The sequence below is a fragment of the Paenibacillus sp. B2(2019) genome, assembly GCF_008370385.1.
Lineage (GTDB): Bacteria > Bacillota > Bacilli > Paenibacillales > Paenibacillaceae > Paenibacillus_AQ.
Map to the genome: position 1 here is coordinate 118,553 of NZ_VTZR01000024.1, position 25,531 is coordinate 144,083.

At 41.4% G+C, this 25,531-nt stretch carries 20 protein-coding genes; 13 read left to right on the forward strand and 7 right to left on the reverse strand.

Annotation, left to right across the window (positions count from 1 at the left end):
* Window positions 1–194: 194 nt before the first annotated feature.
* The 5 genes from PAENI_RS21810 to PAENI_RS21830 all read left to right on the forward strand — a co-directional run bounded on the left by PAENI_RS21810 (window position 195) and on the right by PAENI_RS21830 (window position 6,069).
* The gene (locus PAENI_RS21810; protein ID WP_149646692.1) at window positions 195–1,544 is read left to right on the forward strand and encodes a glycoside-pentoside-hexuronide (GPH):cation symporter; all 1,350 of its coding nucleotides are present in this window, start codon (window positions 195–197) and stop codon (window positions 1,542–1,544) included.
* A 53-nt stretch (window positions 1,545–1,597) separates the two neighbouring features.
* The gene (locus tag PAENI_RS21815) at window positions 1,598–2,701 is read left to right on the forward strand and encodes an alpha/beta hydrolase (protein WP_149646693.1); all 1,104 of its coding nucleotides are present in this window, start codon (window positions 1,598–1,600) and stop codon (window positions 2,699–2,701) included.
* A 365-nt stretch (window positions 2,702–3,066) separates the two neighbouring features.
* Window positions 3,067–4,050 (forward strand): ABC transporter ATP-binding protein, encoded by a 984-nt coding sequence (locus PAENI_RS21820; RefSeq protein WP_042190654.1) that lies wholly within the window; start codon window positions 3,067–3,069, stop codon window positions 4,048–4,050.
* Window positions 4,028–4,801 carry an ABC transporter permease gene (locus PAENI_RS21825; RefSeq protein WP_076284690.1) on the forward strand — a complete coding sequence of 258 codons (774 nt, stop codon included), beginning with the start codon at window positions 4,028–4,030 and terminating at the stop codon, window positions 4,799–4,801. The genes PAENI_RS21820 and PAENI_RS21825 overlap by 23 nt, the downstream gene beginning before the upstream one ends.
* A gap of 128 nt (window positions 4,802–4,929) precedes the next feature.
* On the forward strand, window positions 4,930–6,069 hold the full coding sequence (locus tag PAENI_RS21830) for a 5-methyltetrahydropteroyltriglutamate--homocysteine S-methyltransferase (protein WP_149646694.1): 1,140 nt from the start codon (window positions 4,930–4,932) through the stop codon (window positions 6,067–6,069).
* 593 nt (window positions 6,070–6,662) lie between these two features.
* Here the strand turns inward: PAENI_RS21830 and PAENI_RS21835 are convergent.
* The 3 genes from PAENI_RS21835 to PAENI_RS21845 all read right to left on the reverse strand — a co-directional run bounded on the left by PAENI_RS21835 (window position 6,663) and on the right by PAENI_RS21845 (window position 9,862).
* On the reverse strand, window positions 6,663–7,604 hold the full coding sequence (locus PAENI_RS21835) for an NAD(P)H-binding protein (protein WP_149646695.1): 942 nt from the start codon (window positions 7,602–7,604) through the stop codon (window positions 6,663–6,665).
* 78 nt (window positions 7,605–7,682) lie between these two features.
* Entirely contained in the window at window positions 7,683–8,582 is a 900-nt protein-coding gene (locus PAENI_RS21840) for a LysR family transcriptional regulator (RefSeq protein WP_149646696.1), read from the reverse strand.
* Between the two features lie 89 nt (window positions 8,583–8,671).
* Window positions 8,672–9,862 (reverse strand): coenzyme F420-0:L-glutamate ligase, encoded by a 1,191-nt coding sequence (locus PAENI_RS21845; protein ID WP_076300779.1) that lies wholly within the window; start codon window positions 9,860–9,862, stop codon window positions 8,672–8,674.
* Between the two features lie 205 nt (window positions 9,863–10,067).
* On the opposite strand from PAENI_RS21845, the gene PAENI_RS21850 reads away from it, so the two are divergent.
* Both PAENI_RS21850 and PAENI_RS21855 read left to right on the forward strand, forming a co-directional pair.
* On the forward strand, window positions 10,068–11,015 hold the full coding sequence (locus PAENI_RS21850) for a helix-turn-helix transcriptional regulator (protein WP_149646697.1): 948 nt from the start codon (window positions 10,068–10,070) through the stop codon (window positions 11,013–11,015).
* Window positions 11,016–11,079: 64 nt separating this feature from the next.
* On the forward strand, window positions 11,080–11,625 hold the full coding sequence (locus PAENI_RS21855; RefSeq protein WP_410477486.1) for a DinB family protein: 546 nt from the start codon (window positions 11,080–11,082) through the stop codon (window positions 11,623–11,625).
* 61 nt (window positions 11,626–11,686) lie between these two features.
* Here PAENI_RS21855 and PAENI_RS21860 read toward each other — a convergent pair whose 3' ends face one another.
* The gene (locus tag PAENI_RS21860; RefSeq protein WP_256716408.1) at window positions 11,687–13,294 is read right to left on the reverse strand and encodes a response regulator transcription factor; all 1,608 of its coding nucleotides are present in this window, start codon (window positions 13,292–13,294) and stop codon (window positions 11,687–11,689) included.
* Between the two features lie 14 nt (window positions 13,295–13,308).
* Window positions 13,309–14,997: a sensor histidine kinase gene (locus PAENI_RS21865; protein WP_149646698.1), complete on the reverse strand. Its 1,689-nt coding sequence runs from the start codon at window positions 14,995–14,997 to the stop codon at window positions 13,309–13,311.
* A gap of 431 nt (window positions 14,998–15,428) precedes the next feature.
* Here PAENI_RS21865 and PAENI_RS21870 point away from each other — a divergent pair, with 431 nt between their 5' ends.
* The 4 genes from PAENI_RS21870 (at window position 15,429) to gnpA (ending at window position 20,983) form a co-directional block, all read left to right on the forward strand.
* Window positions 15,429–16,907, forward strand: a complete 1,479-nt coding sequence (locus tag PAENI_RS21870; RefSeq protein WP_149646699.1) for a carbohydrate ABC transporter substrate-binding protein — start codon at window positions 15,429–15,431, stop codon at window positions 16,905–16,907.
* 90 nt (window positions 16,908–16,997) lie between these two features.
* Window positions 16,998–17,939 carry a carbohydrate ABC transporter permease gene (locus tag PAENI_RS21875; protein ID WP_262495688.1) on the forward strand — a complete coding sequence of 314 codons (942 nt, stop codon included), beginning with the start codon at window positions 16,998–17,000 and terminating at the stop codon, window positions 17,937–17,939.
* Between the two features lie 39 nt (window positions 17,940–17,978).
* Complete coding sequence (locus tag PAENI_RS21880) at window positions 17,979–18,803, forward strand: carbohydrate ABC transporter permease (protein ID WP_149647056.1); 825 nt, start codon at window positions 17,979–17,981, stop codon at window positions 18,801–18,803.
* 26 nt (window positions 18,804–18,829) lie between these two features.
* The gene (gene gnpA / locus PAENI_RS21885; RefSeq protein WP_223178987.1) at window positions 18,830–20,983 is read left to right on the forward strand and encodes a 1,3-beta-galactosyl-N-acetylhexosamine phosphorylase; all 2,154 of its coding nucleotides are present in this window, start codon (window positions 18,830–18,832) and stop codon (window positions 20,981–20,983) included.
* Between the two features lie 938 nt (window positions 20,984–21,921).
* On the opposite strand, the gene PAENI_RS21890 is transcribed toward gnpA, so the two are convergent.
* A complete protein-coding gene (locus PAENI_RS21890) occupies window positions 21,922–22,827 on the reverse strand; it encodes an AraC family transcriptional regulator (protein ID WP_149646701.1) in 906 nt (301 codons plus the stop codon).
* 173 nt (window positions 22,828–23,000) lie between these two features.
* Between PAENI_RS21890 and PAENI_RS21895 the strand changes: the two genes are divergently transcribed.
* Together PAENI_RS21895 and PAENI_RS21900 are read left to right on the forward strand one after the other, a co-directional pair.
* A complete protein-coding gene (locus PAENI_RS21895; protein ID WP_042190633.1) occupies window positions 23,001–23,855 on the forward strand; it encodes a sugar phosphate isomerase/epimerase family protein in 855 nt (284 codons plus the stop codon).
* 124 nt (window positions 23,856–23,979) lie between these two features.
* On the forward strand, window positions 23,980–24,993 hold the full coding sequence (locus tag PAENI_RS21900) for a Gfo/Idh/MocA family protein (RefSeq protein WP_149646702.1): 1,014 nt from the start codon (window positions 23,980–23,982) through the stop codon (window positions 24,991–24,993).
* Window positions 24,994–25,081: 88 nt separating this feature from the next.
* Here the strand turns inward: PAENI_RS21900 and PAENI_RS21905 are convergent, their stop codons facing one another.
* On the reverse strand, window positions 25,082–25,300 hold the full coding sequence (locus PAENI_RS21905; protein WP_076284681.1) for a hypothetical protein: 219 nt from the start codon (window positions 25,298–25,300) through the stop codon (window positions 25,082–25,084).
* Window positions 25,301–25,531 lie beyond the last annotated feature (231 nt).

The window sequence follows — 25,531 nt, forward strand, 5'->3', positions numbered from 1 at the left end:
TTTGGGTCAACCTTTTTTTATGATTTTATTGAAAGCGCTTAATTTACTAATTATAAAAATCACGAAATTTGGTCTATTTTTGATTAAGAAACGGAAAGTTGAATGGATGAAAATTGTCTATAATCACAAATGTAAGGGATTACAATACGGTTAGTCGAAGCTTCCTTACCATGATATTTACAGGGGGTACATGTATGAATAAACAAGTTTCATGGAAAGAAAGAATTAGTTATGGTCTAGGAGATACGGCTTCTAATCTTATTTTCCAGACGGTTACCTTATATTTAATGTTTTACTACACGGATGTATATGGGTTGAATGTCGCAGCTGTAGGAACCTTATTCCTTTTAGCGAGAATTATTGATGCGTTCGACGGACCGATATTTGGAGTCTTAATTGACCGCACGACTTCGAAATATGGGAAATCCAGACCCTGGTTTCTTTGGTTATCGATTCCGTTCGCGGCAATTGCAATTCTTGCGTTCCTGTCGCCGGATTTCGGGGATACAGGAAAATTGGCTTACGCGTATATTACCTATATTCTACTGAATGTTTTATACGCAGGTATTAACTTGCCACTCACTTCGATTTTGCCAAGCATGTCAAGTGATTCACAGGAAAGAACGGTAGTGTCATCGGTTCGTATGATTCTGGCGCAAGTAGGAGCTATATTTGTCAGTATTGCGACACTGCCTCTTGTTGATGCGTTAGGAAAAGGCGATCAAAAACAGGGTTTTATGTTAACGATGATGATCTATGCTGGTGTAGCAGTCGTATTTTTCTTGATTACATTTAAAAATGTAAGGGAACGTGTTCAAGTTGAAGGCAATCGTCCCGTCCCTTTTAAAGAAGGAATAAAGGCAATTAAAGGGAACACACCTTGGTGGATCCTTTTGGCTACTGGCCTGTTCGTATTTATCGGAGTTACAGCAAAGGGTCCTGCTACAATTTATTACTTTAAATATAACCTAGGTAGAGAAGACTTAATTCCGCTTGTTAATGGCCTTAACGTTCTAATGTTGCTTGCGATTATACTAGTTCCTTATTTTAGTAAGAAATTAGGTAAACGCAATGTAGTCTTTACGGGGATGATCATTGGTATTGTGGGGCAAGTCATTATCTATCTAGGTGCACAGATGATGTCTGTTCCACTTGCATTAACGGGTGTCATAATCAGTAATTTTGGTGGGGGCTTTGCATTTGGTCTACTGTTCGCGATGATTGCTGACACGATTGATTATGGAGAATGGAAATCAGGAGTAAGGGCACCGGGCTTACTATCTGCCGCAAGTAGTTTTGGTGCTAAGTTCGGAATGGGGCTCGGGGGTGCGATTGCAGCTTGGGTTCTAGCGCTAGGGAAATATGTACCGAATCAAGCGCAAGCGCCATCGGCTTTGCTAGCAATTGAATTCAATTTTGTATGGTTACCCTTAATTGCGAATGTCGTTGTTATTCTATTATTCCTGTTCTATAAGCTAGATAAAGATGAGCCCCAAATGATTAGTGACTTGAAAGCTCGTAGAGGCCCGGGAATTGGAGCCTAAATAAGAATTATTTAATTAAACCTAAGAATTTAACTAGGGAGATGAAGGACATCATGGAAAAATATCTATATGAAAATCTGTTGGCGGAACTAGAGAGACGGACAGAGGTTAAGAACGTCAAAGGTCTAGATATGATAATTAAAAAGCTTCCAGATTCAGATGCTGAGGGAGAAATGGACGCTCGTGTTTTGCAGACAACAATCGAAAGTGCTGAAAAGATGGCTGCGATGGGCAAGCCACCTGAGGGAGAGTTCGATTTAATGGCAATGGTTCAGGGGATGCGTGCAATGATGGGCTCGCCGAATACAGATGTAACAACAACGGATATTCGTACAGAATCGAGAGATATAGAAGGTTCAGAGGGCTCTATCCCAGTTCGGATCTATTCTCCAGCTGAAGGCTCGAATGTCCCGGCGGTAGTCTTCTTCCACGGTGGTGGTTTCCTGGGAGGTACTTTGGATGTAGTGGAGAATCCTTGTAAAGCAATTGCTGAGAAAGCAAATGCAGTTGTTGTTTCGGTGGATTACCGCCTTGCACCTGAGCATCCGTTCCCTGCAGGATTAAACGATTGCTTTGATGCTGTTACCTGGGTATATGAGCATGCAGCAGAACTGAATGTAAATCCGAATCAAATCGCAGTATGTGGCGATAGCGCAGGTGGGAACTTATCAACAGTATGCGCGATGAAGGATAGAGATCTAGGAACAGGTATGATTAAATTCCAGGCTTTGCTTTATCCGACGGTGAACATGGCTGGGGCAGCAACGGATGATTTCGAATGGAATATCGAAGAGTACACGATTAACAATCATCATGAGCTGATCAAGGGACTATTAATGGGTATGGGTGATATGACGGCTATGCTGGACAATATTTATTTACAAGGTAAGATTCCTGCAACAAGCGCCTATACTTCTCCCTTATTAGTAGAAGATTTAAGCGGTATGCCTGACACGTTAATTATTACTGCACAGTATGATTATTTGACACTTGAGTGTGAAGCCTACGCTAGAAAACTACAACGTGCAGGCGTTAATACACAGTATATCCGATATAATGGAATGGACCACGCGTTCATGGATAAAATCGGCGTTTACCCACAAGCAGAGGATTGTATGAACGAAATTGCTAGAGGAATTAAGCGCATTTTCGGATAATAACGTGCATGGTAATATAAAAGATCGCTCTCCTTATCTTGTCTAATCAGCAAGATGAAAGAGGGCGATTTTTATTAAAATCTCACCCCTTATTATTAACACACAGCTTTTTTAGTACTGAGAAATTTGAATGTTCAGCAAGCCTTAGTATTAGTTTTTTTCGTGAAGAAAATAAGATTCCAGACACATCTCAAGAGCTGTGTCTCTTTGTCGTACTTGTATAAACATGCGCCATCCCCAAATCTCATTCCTCAGACGGAGAAAGTATCCATCTGGAGCCAGTTATCTAAATTTAGATACTAAAATAAAATAAATTTAACAATGGAATCACTCTTTTAAATCGTACGGGAGAGGATGGTTATAAGGTGGAGAAAATTATAGAAGTACGGGGGATTAGCAAGGTCTACGAGAAAAGAAAGACGAAAGAGAAAATACATGCCGTTCGTGATGTTTCTTTTCATGTAAATCGTGGAGAGGTTCTCGGTTTACTAGGCCCCAACGGTGCTGGGAAAACATCAACAATAAAGATGCTCTGTGGTTTGTTAGAATCGGATGGGGGTTCTATATCCATTAATGGCTTAGATATTTGTAAGAAGAGACTCAAAGCGCTAGAGCATATTAGTGCTGTATTAGAAGGGAACCGGAATTTATATTGGCGTCTTACGGTTCGGGAAAATTTAGAATATTTTGCAGGTAACCGGGGGTACTCTCGGAAGCAAATTGCCGATCAGACAGATAAATTATTAGAGCAATTCAACCTTAAAGAAAAGGAGAATGAGCTGGTTAATGGATTATCTCGGGGGATGCAACAAAAGCTGGCAATCGCTGTGGCGTTATTAGCTAATACGGATGTCATCTTGCTGGATGAGCCAACGCTCGGTTTGGATGTTGAGGTTAGTTATGAATTACGAAATATTCTAAAAACGATAGTGAGGGAAGAGAAACGTACGATCATTATTAGCTCACATGATATGCCTGTCGTTCAGGAGCTGTGTGACCGTGCCATTATCATTAACAAAGGTGAGGTTGTGATTGACGACAGGGTGGAGAATTTACTTAAGTTATTTGAAACAAGGGCATATTCCATTAAATTAGGTGAGCAATTAAGCCCTGAACAGGAGAATAAACTGTTGAGTATATTCCCTTTAAGTACTTATAAAGCAAGCTCTCATGAAACGATCGTGGAAGTGAATTTAGAGCATGGTCAGGATATCTACGAGTTGTTCGATCTTCTGAAAGAGGAAGGAACGATGGTGGAAAGTATTGATCGAATAACCATTGATTTTGAACAAGTGTTTATTCAGATTGTGAAGGGAGGTAAGACTCATGAAATGGCTCCATTTATTTAATGCTAATTTTCGTAAGGAATATATTGAGTTGAAACGATATTTACCGAACACGATTGCATTAGTAGTCACTTTTTATATTATATTTCTGGCTGCATTTTTTGGAATTATGTTCATAGGAGATCCAGCTAGTTTTGATACGAATGTCCAATATTCAATTGTAAGTGTAGTCTTTTGGAGCTTAACGATGATGACGATGAACTTTATTGGTTATTCGGTAATCACAGAAGCGACGCGTGGAACGTTAGAGCAGTTATATATGTCTCCCATGGGTGTGTGGAAAATTATGCTCACGCGGATCGTCAGTCAATTGGGCTTACAGTCCGTCATTATGATTCTCTTGCTGTTTGGTGCGATGCTAACCTCGGGACAATGGTTGAGTCTTAATCCCATGACAACGATCCCAATCATTATAGTTACTATGATAAGCATGGTAGGCGTTAGTTTTATGATTGCTGGTTTGGCTATTATTGTGAAACAAATTCAAGCATTTCTACAGATTTTCCAATTTGTCTTGATGGGACTTGTATTTGTTCCGATCACTGTAGCTCCGTTTTTAGCTTTTGCCCCATTCGTTAAAGGCGTGAATATGGTAAGAACGGTGATGCTGGAGAATCTAACGTTAACGGATCTATCTTTATCTGACTATGGCGTATTAATATTAAATTCGCTAGTTTATTTGATTCTAGGGCTCGTTGTGTTTGATCGCTGTGAGAAAATAGCCATGAAGAAGGGGCTTCTGGGGCAATACTAGCACACACAATCGTTTATTTATTAGGTATAGCTAATACTTATAACCTGCCATAACTCATTGGTGTAACGGTATAGGCAATCGGATATGCTATATTAATTTTAATAATTTGTTCACGAGGAGATTAATATATGAGCACTCAAACCGAACCTAAAAAGCGAACCGTTACTCCATTTCGATATGATATTGTTGGCAGCTTCCTGCGCCCTCAGGCGTTGAAAGAGGCTAGATTGAAATTCAAAAACAGCGAAATTACTGCCGAGCAGTTGAAGGAAATAGAGAACGACGAGATTGTGAAGCTCGTGCAAAAACAAAAAGAGGTTGGTCTTCAAGCTGTAACCGACGGCGAATTCCGCCGCTCTTGGTGGCATCTCGACTTCTTCTGGGGCTTTGATGGTGTAGAGCGGACCATTATTGATCAAGGCTACCAATTTAATGGAGCAGAATCCAGACCAGAAACCGCACGACTGACCGGAAAAATAAGCTACAGCAGCCACCCTTTTGTAGCGCATTATGAATTCTTAAAAGGCGCTGCTGGTGAGGATGTTGTTGCGCGTCAATCGATTCCTGCAGCAGCGCAATTCCTGTTTGAGCTGGATCGGGTAGAAAATAAGGAAAGCACGAATGAATTATACCCGAATCGTGAAGAGCTAATTTCGGATATTGCCAAAGCATACAAAGCGTCAATTCTTGCCTTTTATGCAGCGGGCTGCCGCAGCATTCAAATCGACGATTGCACGTGGGGAGCACTGTGTGACGAACAGTTTATAGCATTTATGAATCAGGTTGGTGTGAATGTAGCTGAATATGCGAACGAGCTTGCGAAGTTGAATGAAGAAGTGGTGTCCGGTCTGCCGGAAGATCTCGTTGTAACGACACATGTATGCCGAGGCAATTATGTTTCTACTTATGCTGGAGTAGGCGGAGGTTATGAACCTATCGCGCAAACACTTCTGAACATCAATAACTACTCAGGTTACTATCTGGAGTTTGATACTGAACGTGCAGGTGACTTCAAACCATTACGCTTCCTAAAAGACAATCAGCAGGTCGTGCTTGGCCTATTCTCTTCCAAATTTGGTGAGCTGGAGAGTAAGGAAGATATTCTAAAACGTATTGAGGAAGCGAAGCAATATGTCGATCTAAACCGGATTTGCCTGAGCCCGCAATGCGGCTTTGCTTCCACGGAAGAAGGTAACCACCTTACAGAAGAGCAGCAATGGCGCAAGCTTGCTTATATTAAAGAGATTGCTGAAGAGATCTGGAATTAACTCTAATTAAAAAGTAGACAGAGACAATACACCTTTAACCATTCGGATGTTCATCCGTACGGTTAAAGGTGTATTTTGATTTAAAGAGTGTACATGGATTTACTTGGCGTGCTGTCACTATACCAGTGGATTGTGAGTAATTAGGGAAAAGCTCCCTAATAAAAGCCGATAATTGCTTTAAATGAATGGAATCAGGGAATTCCTCCCTAAAAAACAGAGTGAAATCAAGATTTACCGTCAAATCAGTCGAATTTCAGGTAGGAATTCCCTAATTATTAGTCTGATGACCAGAATCCTCTGATAATAAGGGAGGAATTCCCTAATTATCTCCAGGGCGAGCATATGATTGAGCTTTACGGAGCAGAGAGACAGAGAATTAATTTGGAATTATTAACTAGGGGCACTTGTTGAGTTGCCCACGATTGTGGTTGCAATGGCAGAAAATTGTGTGTGTTCAGTAAGTAGAGGAAGCTTGGAATGCTCCTTCTGACCTTGGAAAACGGGTTGTTTTTATGCCATCCTCAGCATAAAAGAAATCACCCCCGTTTATTAAACAGGGGTGATTTAGTCTAAGAGGTATGAGGTGCCACTTATTAATTGTCTTTAGAATGTCTTTCGCCAACCTGAAATTCATCGGCATGTTCAAACATGTATTTCACGGTCAGTGGCTCTTGCCCCGTCAAATTTTTAAAGTCGTCTGTGAAAATATCCATTTTCCCTTCACGGATAGCCTGTCCAAAAGTAACCATGCCTTCGGAAGAAAAGGGTGCTTCGGAACCTTCTTTAAATGCACCGTCGGTAGTTCTAGGCACACCCATGGCTTCGAATACGGCATAATTCTCTTCATCCGTATTTTCTTTGTAGGTGATATGATTACCGGTTACTACATTCCCGATCTTAATGAAGTCAGTAATCGTCATTAATTCTTGTCCATTGATATCAAGGATCGCTTCATGATAATTTTTGGAGGCTAGGGCATGAGCAACGGCTTTTGCACAATCCTTCCGCGAGATATAAGCCATTTTACCGTCACCCTGATTGTTTGTTAATACCCCGTCACCCTTCACATAAGTGAAGTAATTGGTAATCATCGCTTCCGCGTATTGGGAATTACGAAGGAAAATATAATCTAAACCCACGCTTTGAACATAACGTTCAGTATAAATATGATCAATTTTCTCAACGCTTGGATTGGTTTCATCAGCCGCATTTACTAGAGAAGTATAAATGATCTGTTTGACTCCGGCTTCTTTGGCAGCATCGACCACATTTCTGTGTGCATTTTGACGTTTCTCCCCAACAAAAGGCATGGAGATCAGAGCAAGTTTATCAGCATGAGCAAAAGCTTCGACAAGGCCTTCCTTGTTATTAAAGTTGGTCACATGTGTTTCAATCCCTTGTTCCGCATATTCTTTCAAACATGCTGGATCGTAGGCGCAAAAAATGATTTGGTCTTTATCTACCAGTTTCAACAAATATTCTCCAGCTTGTTTCCCTAGATTTCCATCGACACCCGTCAACAATAATTTACCCATGATCATCGTCACTCCTTGTGGATATAATTTATATCCTTATAGTATGTGAAAAAAAGAACATAGTCTAACACATAAAACTTATGGTCGATTGCTAAAACCAATGTGGATTTGCTGAAGGAAGGAGGGCAGGGCAGGGTTGGTATTGTTTTTAAGATATCCTGCTTCGATTGCAAAGGTATGGTGTGAATCATCTAATGGGATTAACCGGACTTTATCTTGAAGATAGGCGAGCTGATAGTTATCCGGAAAAAAACCAATCAAATTCTCCGTGATGATATAAAACAATTCAGTCTCCACATCGTCTGCGGTTCGAAGGATGTTAGGCTGATAACCGTCTTCAATTGCATGCTGGATCATTAGATGATAAGAGTTTCCAATAGCTGTTGGATTCAGCATGACTAGTGGATGTTCATATAACTCCTCTTTGGCGATCGATTCATGATGAAAAAGAGGATGGTGATGACTCACAGCCGCACAATAACGTCCCTTATATAAGGGATAGGTTACAATGTCCTCTTTTCCCTGAAACTCGGAGTCAAAGGCAATAGCTATGTCGTAGATCCCCTTTTGCAAGTATTCTGCAATATCTTTTAGCAATACTTTATTCAGTTCCAGCTTAATATTCGGATGATGATCCTGAAATGAGGGAATCAATTTCAACAAACTTTGGATATCCGTCATCGCCGCATATTCGATACTCAGGGATTGTGTATTATATTTTTGAAAGTTTTCCATGCTCATCTTCATATGGTTATATTGTTTCCATAGAATGAGAGCTTCGCCATAGAAAAGCCATCCGGCTTTGGTTGGTTCGATAGGGATCTGCTTTCTGTCAATCAATTGAATGTTGAATTCCTCTTCAAGCGCGGCGATTTGTTGACTAATGGTGGTCTGCGATACATAGTTCTTTTTAGCTGTTTCGGTAAAATTTCTGCATTCAACGAGATCAATAAAATATTTAATCCTTCTTATGTTCATAGGATCCTCCGCTTACCGCTGTTTGCTTTATTATACCCCAGATAGCAAGAAGAGAGCCTCATTTACGAGACTCCCTTTTTGTATTCATCCTATTTTGTATAGTTATCGAAATAACCTTGAATATAAATCATCGGTGTTCCTTTATCGCCACTACCAGAAGTCAAATCAGATAATGAACCAATCAGGTCCGTTAATCTACGAGGAGTAGTCCCTTGTGCTTCCATCGCACCAACCAGGTCATCATTTTTATTCTGGATGTATTTAGAAATGGCTTGTTTCAGCTCTTCACCACGAAGATGAGAGAAGTTGTTATCGGCCAAATATTTCAATTTCACTTCATTTGGTGTTCCATCAAGTCCGGCAGTGTAAGCAGGGGATACAACTGGATCTGCCAGTTCCCATATTTTACCGACTGGATCTTTGAATGCTCCATCGCCATAAACCATAACTTCTACAGTTTTACCTGTAATTTCTTTGATTTTTGCTTGGATACCATCTACGATAGGTTGGCAGTTGTTTGGAAATAGTTTTACGCTTTCTTCTGTTGCTTTATTGGATCCAAGCAGACCATAAGCTTCGTTAAAGCCACTGCCATCAATGGATTGTGTAAGAATATCATCCAAGCCAAATACTTTTTCAGCACCGTTGTTTGTGAGAATGCGTTTGGTTCTGAAGCGAGTGTGAATATCGCAAGTTAATACATTTTTTGTATAGTTTAAAATGGTTTTTGGGTTGTTGGAGAAGATGACTTCGCAAGCCACACCTTCAGCTTCAATCAAACCTTTATAATATTCGATATAGTCAACACCTGTGAATGGGTGCTTAATATAGCCGAAAAACTCACGGAATTGAGCCTCTGTTAACACATCCGTCCATGGATTAACGCCCTTAGCATCTAATTCGTCGATGTCTACAAGATGGTTGCCCACTTCATCAGATGGATAGCTTAGCATTAAGACTACTTTTTTTGCTCCTTTGGCAATTCCACGCAAGCAGTTAGCAAATCGGTTACGGCTAAGGATAGGGAAAATAACACCCACAGTTTCTTCACCGAATTTTGCCTTTATATCAGCAGCAATATTATCAATTGTCGCATAGTTTCCTTGTGCCCGAGCCACAATGGATTCCGTTACGGTTACAATATCACGATCCTCGATCGAGAAACCTTCGACTGTTGCTGCATTCAATACCGTTTGCACTACGATTTCTTCAATGTTATCCCCATTGTTAATGATAGGCCCGCGGAGTCCACGTACCACTGTTCCAACTACTCTTTCCAATATGATCTCTCCTCTTATAAGGGTATACTCTATATATAAGTAATGGTTATAAACCCTATATTACTATACCCTTTTAGAGCGATATAAGTAAAATTAATGTTTATAATATCTAATATAAAAATGATTTATAGATATAGAAGCTTTTAGAGATTTTTAACATTGCCGTTAGAGATAGAAAAACAATTTCTCGGGGAGGGAGAGTCGTATGAACAAAATGGACCGTTTGTTAGCTATAGTGCTTGAATTGCAGCGTAATAAAGTGTTGCGAGCGGAGGATTTGGCGGCTACGTTTGAAACGAGCGTGAGAACTATTTATCGGGATATTCAGGCACTTAGTGAAGCGGGCGTATCCATAATAGGAGCGCCAGGACAGGGCTACTCCTTGATTGAGGGCTATTTCCTGCCACCCGTTAGTTTCACGCTGGACGAAGCAGTGACATTGCTTATCGGGACTGACTTTATCGAGCAGTGGTTTGATGCCCACTATGGCAATAAGGCTAGAAGTTCTAAAGCAAAAATAGAAGCTATCCTGCCTGAAGCCATCCGCACTGAAGCATCACAGATCCGCAAAAGTTTTCGTTTATTTGCATCCGCAGCAGATATAGCACCAATACAAGAAAAGGCATGTCTGGAAGCCATTCGTCGAGCGGTTTTGGAGGAAAGGAAAATAAGATTTCGTTATTCCAAAAGAATCGCCGAAGCCGATGGGAACCGTCAAAGTATTCGTACGGTTGCTCCTTACGGACTTGTGCTTCATCAAGGATCATGGGTACTCGTCGCCTGGTGTGAATTGCGTCAAGACATCCGTCATTTCCGGTTATCCCGAATGAGGGAGCTTATTGCTCTGGAAGATAAATTTATACGGCCAGCGGATTTTCAATTGGAGGTATACCAACCTCCTGATGATCGCAAAGTTCATGTGGTTATCATAGTCCATTCTGACATAGCTGATAAGGTAAGGGAATCGAACAATTTCTATATGGAAACTATAGAGGATCATGCGGAAGGCTTACGGGTTACTTTTCGAGTTCGAGAGCCAGCGGAATTGCTGCAATGGGTGCTGGGCTGGGGAGGTGGCATGGTTGTGCTAGAGCCGGAATCTTTTCGCCATCAAGTTAGAAACGAACTAGAAATAATGTTAAAACGCTACTGACATAACGCTGTCAGTAGCGTTTTTGTATACTTGGGTAATCAATGACTACAGGAGCTGATATATAATGATTACAACAAAAGAAGCCTTACAACGTTTTGAAGAAACTGCGACATACTATATTCAAGAAGTAGAGCGATTCAATCTGGAGCAGCTGAAGCAAAAGCCAAGTGAAAATGAGTGGTCCATCGGACAGATGGTTCAACATCTCATTAACTCCTCACTGTATATGCAGCTTCGTAATGTTGATCAATGTCTGGTGCCCAACCAAGATCCCTTGGTATCTCATGTGGGGAAAACCGAGGAAGGTGCGGCTATATTTGCACAAGGAAGCTTTCCACCCATTCGTATTCAGGTTCCGCCTTCCGCCCAATATACGCCGGAGCAGCCGGAGAGCAAGGAACAATTAATTCAAGGGTTACATTCAGTCATCCAAAGAATGAGAGAGATCGAACCGTCTCTTGAAAAAGCGTCCAAACTTAATACCGTATCTCACCCGCGATTCGGTGGACTATGCGCGGAGGAATGGTTCCTGCTTATTGAGATGCACTATCGTCATCATCTTCTGCAGCTGGAGCGATTAAACAATGAATTGTTTCGGAAAGTGTTGTAATACCAAAAAAGAGGCCGTTGCTGATCTACAGCAACGGCCTTTCGTCGTAAAAGAAAGGATCTTAATTTCCTGAGCCAAGCGTCGCTTGAACATAATCTTTATATTCACTCGGATTAACTCCAAAATGCTTCTTGAAAAGTCTGGTGAAATAAAATTGATCATGTATACCGATTTGCGTAGAAATCTCTTTGACATAAGGGTTGCCCTTTAGAATTAACTCTGCGGCTTTCTCCATTTTTACGGTGTTAATGTAATGAATGATACTTTGGCCGACTTCTTCTTTAAAGATTCTGGATAGATAGTTCTCACTTAAGTTGACCTGCTTGGCAATCAGAGATAAGGTCAGCTTTTTCTGATAATTTGCATTGATATAATCAATTGTTTGTTTAACATCCCTATTATGGGTAGTCACAATCTGTTGTTTTTGATGTGAGAATAATTGAAATAAAAGCTCCATCTGCGTTAGAATCTCAGCACTTCGTTTACTGTTTGCAATATTCTCAATAGTTGTTTTCAAAAGCTTTGGATCTTCAACGATAATGTGAGCATCGCATAATGGAAGATAGTGCAGACAATTGACGATGAATGTTTTGGCTTCAGCCGGCTTTATTTGTTTCGATCTGCAGGTCTCAAGGAAATTTTGAGTGGCTTGATTAACGGCTTCAACGCCCGAACGTTTCCAGGCCTGTATTAAATTCGTAGAGAACTCATGAACGTTTTCGAAATCGAGCGTATCATTTAAATGGACAATCTCGGGATCAATAATCGTTATTTCGTTGTAAAATTGGATTTCCAAGGATTCTTTACATCGCTCTAGCATTACTTTCGCCTCAGCGTATCCTCTAATGGGCTGGGAATAAACAATGGTAGGGGTAATGGAAATATACATTTTGATCAACTGAATGACTCTATGGATAAAGTCGGTACGGATAATTTGCTGATTGTCTAAGGTATCAGTGGAGATTAGCAGCAACAATGCATTCGATTCAAGCTGAATAATTTCGAATTGATCGACGGTTTCCAGGATATCTAAGATGATGTTTTCAATGAAGGATACCGATAGCTGGTTTTTCCGTGCGCTAGGGCTGGCGCTATTTTGCTCAAAGGTGATGTAGAACAAGTAGCAGCTATTTTCACTAAAAGCGAGTGTTATAGAATTTTGCTGCTCAAGCTGATTCATATCATAATATGGGTCGGTAAAATAATCTTTTAAAATCGCATTCTTCACACTCTTTAAATTGTGTTGCAATAGCTGAGATTGTGTCTCTAGCTGCTGCTTGGACTGAAGCTGTTCTTGGATTAGCTGCGTGGATTTCTCCAGCAACTGGATGAGGTCCGCAGTCTTCATACTAATCTTAAGCATATAATCTACAGCACCAAGAACTAATGCTTCACGAACCAACTCATACTCCCCGTGGTTACTTGCCACCAGGATTTTCCCGGCAAACCCTCTGTTATTGAGTTCTTTTATCAGCTGCAAACCATCCATATTAGGCATTTTGAGATCTGTAATGATGATATGGGGATTAAACTTCTCAACAAGGGTTAAAGCTTCAACTCCGTCAGAGGCTGTAGCACAGATCATATATCCAAGCTCTTCCCATGGAATCATGGTTCTGAGCGCGACTTTTACAATGGGTTCATCATCCACCAGCATTACATTATACATTGGATACACTAGTATCACCCCTTATCTTCTTCGTAGGTTTGTTTGGGGATAATCAGGCGGCAACAGGTTCCTTGACCCACCAAGCTTGTGATGAATAGTCCGTAGCTCTCACCATATTGAAGCTTAATGCGATCGGCTACATTAGAAATTCCGATACCGGACAGCGTATCAGCCTTTTCCGATTTTTTCGTGTCAAAGCCTTTTCCGTTATCAATGATTTCTATAACAAGTGTATATTCATTTTTTGCGTAAGCCTTAATGCGGATAAGAACTTTTCCTCCAATATCCGTAACCCCATGGATGATAGCGTTCTCAGCGATCGGCTGCAGAATAAGTTTAGGGATCAGACTATGTAATACCGATTCATCTAGATCATATTCAACGTCAAATCGATCAGCATAACGTATTTTTTGAATAGCAAAGTAATTGTCCAGATTATTAAGCTCTTGTTTGATGGTTATTTCCTCATCTTGATCGATGATGGTACTGCGCAGTAATTCTGCGAGAGAGGAGATACCATCACTTAGCACCGGAACCTGGTTAATCATTGCGAGCCATCGCAAGGAATTTAGAGTGTTGAATAAAAAATGAGGGTTAATCTGTGATTGTAGCATTTGTAATTCAAGCGAACGCTGCCTCTTTTGATCTTTCTGTTGATCCTCTATCAGTTGCTCAATCCGGCTGACCATGCTATTAATCCTATTAGCCAGAACACCCATCTCATCGTTGCTGTGATCTTCTATACGATTGGATAAATTGCCATAAAAAATTTGATTACAGAAGACAATAATTTGTTTGATAGGCTTTAGGATACTTTTATACAAGACGATGATAATTAGGATACAAAGGATTACAATGATGCTGACGACGATAAGGAGTCCAGTGGTGATTTTACTTGTCTCAGAATTAATATAAGAGAAAGGAACCGTAGAAATCATGTACCAGCCTAATTGATTATTATTGATATAGGAGATCTGATGCATTTTGCCATTGACTAAGCCTTGAAAGGAATGGTTCTTCTGAGCCTCTTGTTCCTTGATTTGCTTAAACAGTTGACCTTTATCATACGCTTCTCCAAGTGTTGTACCCTTTAGGTTGGAGGACATCACTATTCCTTCTCTATTCATGATAAGCAGATTAGAACCTGTTCCTAAGTCCACACTGGAAAGAATGACTTTTGAGAATAACTCCCCGCCGATAAAAACAAACACATAACCTAATGGAACGCCAATGTCTTCTTGATCAAAAATTTTACGCCCCAGGACAATCGTATGGGAAGCACGATAGCTTTTTACATAATTAAGACTGTCATAAGGGGCATTCAGATCTACCTGTTTCATGATTTCCCCATACTTTGGATTGGGAATGCCATCATAGCCTAATTCATAAATAGGTTCGTTCTTGGAATCTATGATCCGAACGTTCTGAACATATCCCGGATAAATGGTTCTGTACACATTATCCATAGCGTGGTTAATGGTAGCATTGCTAGGAGCGGATTCATTAGGTGCTGCCGTTAAACGCTCCTGAATAATAGGATTGGTAGAAACAGATCCGGCAAGATATTGATAGTTATTAAGCTCGCTTAACATCGTTCGATTGAGCAGTGTCAAAGCCTGAAAGGTAGATTTGCTTAATTTATTGTTAATGGATTTGGAGTAGATAGTATAGGAATAGAAACCTATAAAGATGATTGGAATCACGGAAACGATTAAGAAGATAACGGTTAAGCGATTTTGAATTTTAATTTTTCTTATGATTTGTGGGGGACTAGGAAAATACCGCTTCCCTTTGTTATGACTCAGGTGGATGACCTCCCATTCGATATCCTTTACTTACAAGTTAACATAAAAAGAAGAATGGAATATATATGCATGGGCGAAAAGCAAGAATAATCTATGGAATCGTTAGTATTATCCATTCCTTTGACCGCTAAGTTTACAAGTCATGTGATTCTGATGAATAAGCATATCTGAAACCTGAATGAGAGATGGATAAAATAATACATAGGTACGTTTGTATTGTAAATGTAAATAAAACGTAAACACTTCTATACTTAAATTATCAGATAAAGCGTTTTCAATATTTAATCTGTGGTTGGGTCATTAGTAAGAACATCTTAAGGAGGGCGTTTATGAGAAAGACAATGAGTACGTTATTAGCAGTTTCGCTGCTGGGTGTGGGATTGATTGGCTGTGGGAATAGCACGAATACACCAGCTGCCTCAAAGGATTCGAATTCTACAAAAGCTACGAGTACAGCGGAAGCGACAAGTACAACGAACGCCGAGAGTACTTCTAAAGAGGATGCTAAGAAGGATTTTGATAACAAGGAACTGAGTATTGCTGTATTCCAAGGTGGATATGGCGCCGATTATTGGAATGAAATTGTCAGTAAATTCGAGAGTACTTATCCAGGGGTAAAAGTGAATATGACGATCAACCCTAAGGTTGGTGAAGTGATCAGACCACAGATTGTTGCCGGTAATCCTCCTGACTTCCTATCTGTTACGGATACAGAGCAAAGTGGGATTATGCTTTCCCTCATTAAAGAAAAAGGACTTCTAGATATCAGTGATGTATTCGAAAGCAAGGCCTTAGATAAAGATGAGACGCTAAAGGATATGATTCTTCCAGGAATGCTGGACAGCACAAGATTTCAGCCGTATCAAGACGGGAAGATCTATCTGGCACCTTTTAACGCTGGACCGATGGGCTTGATTTACAACAAAACTTTGTTCGCGGAAAAAGGCTGGAGTGTTCCTGAGACTTGGGACGAGTTCTTTGCATTAGGCGATGAGCTGAAAAAAGAAGAGAACTTCTTGGTCAATGCAGATGGAACGAAAACGAAAAGAGCGTTGTTCACTTACCAAGGTATTTATCCGGACTATTTGGAAGAAATTCTGTATCCTGCGATTGCTAGTGCGGGCGGTAAAGAAACGTTGGATAAAGTCTTTGCTTATGAGGAAGGTTCATTTAAGAACGACACGATCAAAAAAGTATTGGATATATTCTACAAAATATCTAAAGACGGATATCTGATGGATGGCACGGTCGCCTTGAACCATACCCAATCGCAGACCGATATGATGATGGGGAAAGCGTTGTTTATTGTAAACGGCAACTGGATGGAAAATGAAATGAAGGATTCACCAAGAGAAAATGGCTTTGAATTTGGGATGACAACCGTCCCTGTATTTAATAAAGGAGATCAGAAGTACGTGCTTTCCAGCTATGAGCAATTCTCCATTCCAGCAAAAGCTAAAAATCCAGAGCTGGCTAAAGAATTCTTAAAGTTCCTGTATACGGATGAGTCCGTTAAATTATTCGCGGAAAAAGCTAATGGTGCGTACGCACTTAATGGTGCGAAGGAGCTGTCGAAGCCATACTTGACCAAAGGTGTATATGACATGTTTGAGGCTTACAATGGTTCCATTTCAATTCTGCAAGGCTGGCAATCCTTACCAAATGGCTCCAAAGTTAGTGTAGTCACTGAAATGTTCAAAAATACGATGACGCCAGTCATGACAGGTCAAATGACCACTGACCAATGGATGGATAATGTTGAAAAAGCTTTTGCACAGATTCGTAAAGAGAAAGCAGCTAGTAAATAATTTATAGCATCTCATGCCAATGCATCCTGTTAAGAATGGATACAGACATCTATGAACAGGATGCATTTTGCATGAAGAGGAGTGAGAAAGATGTCTGAGATGCAACTAACGGAAGTAGCTCCTAGAAACAGAAAATTAAAGACTAAGTCAACGAAAACTAAAAATCCGAAGCTATTCATAGCCGTATGTACCATTCCTGCGCTCCTGTTGACTCTCGTATTTATGATCATTCCAACCTTTCGGGCATTCGTTATGTCTTTTACGGATGCAACCGGGATGAGTGATGAGAACAAGTTTATCTTTCTGGATAACTATAAATATATGTTCCAAGATGAGATGTTCCTCAAAGCGCTTAGTAATACGTTCAAGCTGATGCTGGTCGTGCCGGTGGTTACCTTAGCCTTTGGCTTAGTGCTTGCTTTTCTATTGACGCAGACGAAGCTGAAAGAGAGAGGCTTTTACCGGACGGTATTCTTTTTCCCCAGCATTATCTCTTTGACGGTAGTCGGGATCATATGGTCCTTTGTGTTTCATCCGAACATGGGGATCTTGAACAATATTCTCTCAAGTATTGGGCTGGATCAACTGACTATGACTTGGCTTGGGGATAGCCGAACTGCATTATGGTGCGTTGCGGTCACTCTGATCTGGCAGGCGGTTGGTTACTATATGGTGATGTATATCGCTGCAATAGATGGGATTTCTGCGGATGTGTTCGAGTCGGCGACCATTGATGGTGCAGGATATTTCCGGAAGCTTGTCAGCATTACGATCCCACTGTTAAAAGAAATCATTGGAATAACCTTCGTGTTGTCCCTGGCGGGTACGATCAATTTAAGCTTTATCGTCGTAACAATCATGACCGGTGGTGGGCCGGCCGGTGGTACTACTGTATTACTCCATTACATGTACACTCAAGGGTTCCAAAATGCGAACTTTGGTTATGCCATGGCTATCGCGATTTTTACGCTTGCGTTTGCCTTTATCCTTTCTTTTCTGTCTAGACTACTTACAAATCGAGCAGAAGGGTAGGGGAGAAGGGTGAATAGTAATCAACAGAGTCTTATAAAAATGAACATTATCAATTGGATCACTCGGCTGTTTCTGATTGTAGCGACTATTGTTTTGTTATATCCGTTTGTATGGAATCTTTTAGCCTCATTTAAGAGCAACACGGAATTTCTAACCGATCCTTTCTCCTTTCCACAAGCCTTACACTTGGATAACTATGTACGTGCTTTTCAGAAATCCAAGATGGGAAGTTATTTCCTGAATTCTATCTTTCTAGTGGTACTTTCCACAGCGATCCTAGTTATTTTTGTGGTCCCTATAGCTTATGTATTAACGAGATTTAAGTTTTGGGGTTCCAAAATGATTCTTAATATTTATATGGCCTGTATCTTTCTCCAAGCTTCTTATATCATGGTTCCTTTATTTATTCAGGTGAATTCTTTCGGGATGCTGGATAATCGCGGGATGCTCGGTTTGATCTATGCTGTCCTTCAATTTCCTTTTGCGATCTTTGTGTTAAGCGGATTTCTGCGATCTGTCCCTAGAGATTATGAAGAGGCCGCCAAGATTGACGGTTGCGGGAATACAGGGGTACTCGTCAGAATCATTGCGCCACTAGCTAAGCCGGGGATTGTAACGGTCTGTATGCTGGCAGCGATGGGCTTTTGGAATGAGTATCCACTGGCATTAGTTCTAATTCAAACGGATAGCAAAAAAACATTACCGGTGGGTTTAGCCAATCTGTTTGAGGTTCAAAGGTATGCTACAGATTGGAGCGCACTATTTGCCGCATTGATCTTGGTACTCATTCCAACGATTCTCCTATATGTGGTAGGACAAAAACAATTGCTCCAAGGAATAAGCGCTGGTGGAATTAAGGGCTGAACTACAAAGTCATGGAGGGAAATTGTGTGGACAAAGGAAGATTTACACTACCTGGTGAAACAGGAATGGAAGAGGTCATAGCTGATCTTGTAGAGAGATGGGGCGTAGACGCTGTACGTGACAGTGATGGCACGAGTCTATCGCAGGACATTCTTGATATGGGTCTGCAAATCTATTCAACGCTTTGTCTGGTACGTGAGGACAACGAGTGGGCAAAGCAGCATCCACAGTATAGACAGCAGATTTATCTGATGTCTGCACCAATGATTGTGACATCGAAGGTGAAGAGCATCGATATTATGGCAGTTTTTTTTGCAGATCAATTTGTTCCTAATACAGATGTGGATATTAAAAAGTATTGGCAGGTTGTAAACCGGACCACAGGAGAAATAGTACCTTCGGCACATTGGAGTTATGCAGAGGGGATCGTCACGCTTGAGCAGGCGGAACAGTTTCACAAATATACCGTCAGTTTCTTGGCCTATCAGATTTGGGAACCGGTCTCTATGTACAATCACATCACGAATAACTGGACGGAAGAGCATCGCTTACCACTGGATGTTCGTTATCCCGAGGCTCAAGAGCATGTATTGAAGGTGCTGAAAGATTGGCTAGCAAAGCATCCGAAGACTGATATCGTTCGTTTTACTACCTTCTTTTATAATTTCGACCTGATTTTTAATAAGGAAGGTAAGGAGAAGCAAGTTAATTGGTTTGGCTATCTAAGCTGCGTAAGTCCATTAGCATTAGATCAATTTGAACAAGCTTATGGATATCGTCTGACTGCGGAAGATTTTGTGGATCAAGGACGATATAACACACCGTTTATGAATCCGACTGCAAGGCATTTGGACTGGATGGAATTTAATCAGAAATTCATTGCAGGTTATGCCAAACAATGTGTTGATATGGTGCATGATTTCGGTAAGAAAGCCATTATGTTCTTTGGGGATCACTGGGCAGGGACAGAGCCTTATGGTAAATATTTTTCCGAGATTGGGCTAGATGCAGTGGTCGGGGCTGCCGGAGATGGGGTTACGACCCGTATGATCGCGGATATTCCGATTAAGGATACCGAAGCCCGGTTCTACCCTTACTTCTTCCCAGATGTATTCTTTGAAGGTGGAGATCCTGTTGGAGAGTCCATGCCGATCTGGATAAAATGTCGCCGGGCACTTATGCGTAAATCGGTTGGAAGAATGGGGTATGGCGGATATCTAAGTCTGGCGTACCAATTCCCTAATTTTATTGATCATGTGACGGAGATTGCGACTCAGTTTAAAGGAATTCATGCAAATGCTGAAGGGACTCAGCCGTATAAGGCATCGTTTAAAGTGGCGATTCTTAATACTTGGGGCTACATTCGCAGCTGGCAGACGCACCAAGTGGCTCACTCTTTATGGAATCAAAGATGTTATTCCTACATAGGGGCACTGGAGTCACTCGCAGGCTTGCCTTTCGACATTGAATTTATAAGCTTTGATGATATTAGACAACACGGGATTGATCCTAGTATCGGTGTGATCATTAACGCGGGTGATGTCCATACTTCTTGGAGTGGCGGAGATCATTGGAGCGATCCAAAAGTGGTGTCTAGCATTCGTGAATGGGTGCATCAAGGCGGCGGCTTTATTGGAATTGGTGATCCAACGGCATATGAGCATCAAGGGGTTCTCTTTCAACTAGCGGATATTTTAGGTGTTCAAAAGGAAATGGGTTTTACAGCAAGCGTTAATAAGCCTAAGGTAACGCCAGTAAAGGAGCATTTCATTACGGAAGATCTGGAAGGCGACATTGATTATGGTGAAGGGATGACCATGGTTTATCAAGCGGAGATTGGAGCACAAGTCTTGGATGTGCACGACAATAGCTGCAATCTTGCCGTGAATTCATTTGGGCAGGGTCGAGGCGTTTATATTGCAGGGCTGCCGTATAGTATCCAGAATACTAGATTACTGAGCCGGGCGATCTTTTGGGCTGCACATCAAGAGGAACAATTGTATTCTTGGTTCTCATTGAATCCGAATGTAGAGTGTCATGCTTACCCTGAGACTGGCCGCTATTGTGCTGTAAATAACACAGCGGAGACCCAAAAGACGACAATCCTGATGGAGAACGATTTGAGAATAGAGCTGGAATTGAACGGAATGGAAAGTGTGTGGCTGGATATGAATATGTAATAGTTTGGCGGATTCTTACCTGAAAGGAGTGAGAATCCGCCTTTTTCTGTTTAGCTACGTTGTACAGGTCAACGTCAGGGGAACGATCGATTTAGTGGTGAATGCAAGAGTTTTCATGAGTCTTCGCTTCACATCCCACAACGGTAAAGGTATGCCTACTAATTTATCTATACTATTATTTGGATTGGGGAAAGTCAGTGGGTAGACTAAAGGAAACCTGTAGCTGAACTCGAGAAAGTCAGTAGCTGGAGTAAGGGAAAGCTGTAAAAATACAGCATTTTGTACAGAAATCCTCAGCATGAACTCCAAAACCTGCAAATGTGCAGGAATATCCTCACTAATGGCTCGAAAACTTCTTCTGGAGCTATAAATACTGCAGATTTGCAGGAATCCATACTTTAACCACCATTGAAACATAGAATGATGTACTTTTGCAGGATTATTCGCTGGTGCTCCGGTTTAAAGTTACTGGTTAGTCAATATCCAATCGTCAGCCTCTTGGAGCGACATCCTACTAGTTGCGCTTGTGGAGTTTCATCCATATTATTAGCTGGACTAGAGATAGTCTGTAGCTGAACTAGAGAAAAGCTGCAAAAATACAATATTTTATACAGAAATCCTCAGCATGAAGTCCAAAACCTGCAAATGTGCAGGAATATCCTCACTAATGGCTCGAAAACTTCTTCTGGAGCTATAAATACTGCAGATTTGCAGGAATCCATACTTTAACCACGATCTAAACATAGAATGATGTACTTTTGCAGGATTATTCGCTGGTGCTCCGGTTTAAAGTTACTGGTTAGTCAATATCCAATCGTCAGCCTCTTGGAGCGACATCCTACTAGTTGCGCTTGTGGAGACAGAGTCAGATTTTGCTCAAAAGCAGAATCTATTGATTCTATAGATTTTATAGATTCTATAAACTAACTATATAGAATCTAGAGAATCCGAGACAACTTGCGATACGCCCGCGGAGAAATCCCCTCATTCGCCGTGAACACCCTGCTGAAATAATGGATATCGGGATAGCCGACCTGATCGCCCACCCTCTCAATCGGCCAATCCGTTTCTCGCAGCAGCTTACGCGCTTCCCTATGCCGGATCGAGCGGAGGTATTCTCCGGGGGGCATACCTGCAACCTCACGAAAGAGCTTGGCAAAGTGGTCCTCATGCATATTCATGGATGTGGCCATGGATTTATTGGTCCAGCGTTCTGCTAACCGCTCTTCTATCTCGTCTATTAATGCCCTGATCCGCTCAGTATGAACTGAAGACTTAGCTGCATCTCGGGAGCTTTGCGTTCGAAGTAACGAAGTCAGAATACCAAGTAGTAGCCCTCGACAGACCCACTCATAGCCGGCAGGCCGCATAGTGAATTCATGAACGAGCTGTTCCATGGCATGAACACATTCGGGTGGCGGGGAGTAGATCGGTCCTTGTGACAATGGCATGAAGGGGACAGTTACGGCTTCAAAGGCGAATTTATCGTGTATGACTTCATCCTCATTAACTACCATATCTTCATCATGTGTAATAATTGATTCCCCAAAGAAATCAAAATGGATTCCAATAAGCTTAGTATCTGAATCTGACAGGATAACATTCTGATGATATACCCCAGATGAGAGGAAAATTAGCTGCCCAGCATTCAGTATATATTCTTCCGTATCCATCTTTGTTAATAATTTGCCCTGGCGAACATATAGTAGCTCGAAGTCATATAGCCTTCTTCTTTGGAAGGTGCAAGGTGGAAGTGTCTGCAATTGGGCATAGTGAATTCCGGGTGCCCAATCACGAGAGGGTACCTGCTTTCTCAGTGGGTAAGAGGGATCTTTGTCAGACATGTCACTGCCTCCTGAATGTTTAATAGAATAGACCGGAATAATGCAAAAAGTCTCTTCTTCGCCTAAATAATTCGAATTTTAAATCTAGTATAATATAAATAATTAAAGGATACAAAGTGCATCTAAGCCTAGAAAGTGGAAAACGGAAAAGAACAAATAGGAGGAGGATTCAAATGAAAAAGGGAATAAACATCTGGTCGTTTCGCGAAGGAACTGAAATTAAAGAATGCGTACGTCTAGCCAAAGCGGCTGGATTTGAGGGGATCGAGCTGTCATTAAATGAGTCAGGTGAACTTGGCCTGCAAACCACTGAGAAAGAAGCGCGTATCCTTCGTGATTCTATTAATGAAACGGGTCTGGAGATCGCGGGGCTGGCAACAGGTCTATATTGGTCTTATGCGATGACTAGTGAATCTGAAGCGAATCGAACCAAGGCAATCGACGTATGCAAAAAGCAACTGGAGCTGGCGGCTGCGCTTGGTGTAGATACAATTCTTGTCATCCCTGGCGCTGTTGGTGTGGATTTCATCGAGGGCTGTGAGGTTGTTGATTATGAAAAAGCTTATGATAGAGCGCTGGAAGCGATTAGTCATTTAGCCAAGGATGCTGAGCAAGCAGGCGTTTCTATTGGTCTTGAAAATGTGTGGAATAAATTCTTACTGTCTCCGCTTGAATTACGTACTTTTATTGATACGGTCGGTTCCAGTTATGTAGGTTCCTATCTTGATGTTGGGAATATCGTGCATTCCGGTTATCCAGAGCAGTGGATACGGATTCTAGGCCATAGAATTAAAAAGGTGCATTTCAAGGATTACCGTCGGACGGCTGGTGGGCTTCACGGATTTGTTGATCTGCTCGCTGGGGATGTGGATTATCCAGCAGTCATGAAAGCGCTTGAAGACATTGGATACAACAATTATGTTACCGGTGAAATGATACCGTCATACACACATTATACGGAGCAAATTATTTTTAATACTTCTGCAGCTATGGATGCCATTCTCGGACGTACCACTTTCAAAGCTTAAAGTAAGGGGGAAGGCGATGCTCAGCCTATAGCAATCATTGAGGCTGAGATACAATCCGCTGGGCTGGAAGGTGCTTGGATAGAGCTTGTTTAATTATTAATCATTTAGCTGGGGAGGCTTCACTATGTTGAAAATAGGTTTGATTGGCTTTGGATTTATGGGCCGGATGCATTTTGATAATTATGTTCGCTTAACGGAAGAGGGGCATCCCATCGCCCTTAAAGCCATCTGTGACTTGCGAATTGAGGAATTGAAAGACGGTAAAGCGGACGGCAATATGAGTACCGCTCAAGAAGTGTATGATTTAACAGCTTACAGTCTCTATGATGATCTGGAGAAAATGATAGCGAATGAGGAACTGGATATGATCGATATTGCAGTTCCTACTTACCTGCATGCTGAAATGGCTTGTTCGCTGCTGGAACGAGGATATCATGTCTTTTGTGAGAAGCCGATGGCTAGAACTTCAGTAGAAGCGCAGAAAATGGTAGAAGCAGCGGAGCGCAGTGGAAAGAAATTGATGATCGGACAGTGCCTTCGTTTTTGGCCAGGGTATGAATATTTGAAAGAAGTTGTGGAAACTGAGCAATTTGGTAAAGTGACAGAAGGATATTTCTACCGTGGTTCAGGGGCTCCTAAAGATTGGTTTCTGGATGAGAAGCTAAGCGGTGGATGCATTGTGGATATGCATATTCACGATACGGATATGATTAACTATCTGTTCGGCAGACCGGATAAAGTATCGACTTTGGGACGGAATGTTCTACCGGGAAGCGGATATGATATTGCTTCTACACACTATTTTTATAAGGATGCAAAGGTGATCAATGCTCAGGTGGACTGGACGCTGGAGGGGGACTTTGGATTCTACATGGGGTACAGGGTTAACTTCGAGCGAGGAAATGTTGTATTTGATGGTAGTGGAGTCAAGGTGAATCCCAATGATGGAGCAGGCTTTACGGTAGAGCTTTCCCCGGATGCGGGCTACTACAGAGAGCTGGTCTATTTCTTGGATGCGATTATTCAAGATAAGCCTATTATCATTTGTACGCCTGAGAGTGCAGCAGAATCTTTGGAAATCATAGAGGCGGAAGTACAGTCAGCAAATGCCGAAGGGGAATGGATTGTCCTTAACTAGCAGGATATAGAGGATGCAAAGGCGTGACTGGAGGAAAAATCATTGTAGATGATTTCTCCAGTCATGTCTTTTTGGCATGCATTCTCATCTAACCTTTATTGCGCTGGAATTTTGTATTGTCCCTAGCATAGTGTGATACGGAGCCGTCATATCTTCTAAGGCGTACCTGTACATCGGAGAACTGTTCAACGATTCCTGAGGCAACCTCAGAATACATTCCATCAGGGTCAAGCTGTAGGGCGGTGATATAAGTTTGGGATAAAGCAGCTATAAAAAAATCAATGTTTTTATTAAGTGTATGTGGCATGGTATTCCCTCCGGTGATATCTTCAACATGTATGAATATAAATAATCCTAAGGAACTATTTTACCACGATTTGCGGATGAATTTGAGGAGGAATTACTTGATTTGGGTCAAAAATATGCGAAATTTGGTTGTAATTGTATTAAAATCCGAAGATCATCCGTGGGCAGGTAGCGAAGTTGTTTTGCTGTCTGTCTTTTTTTACTTTCTGGTTTGAAAAGAAACCTGCGGACG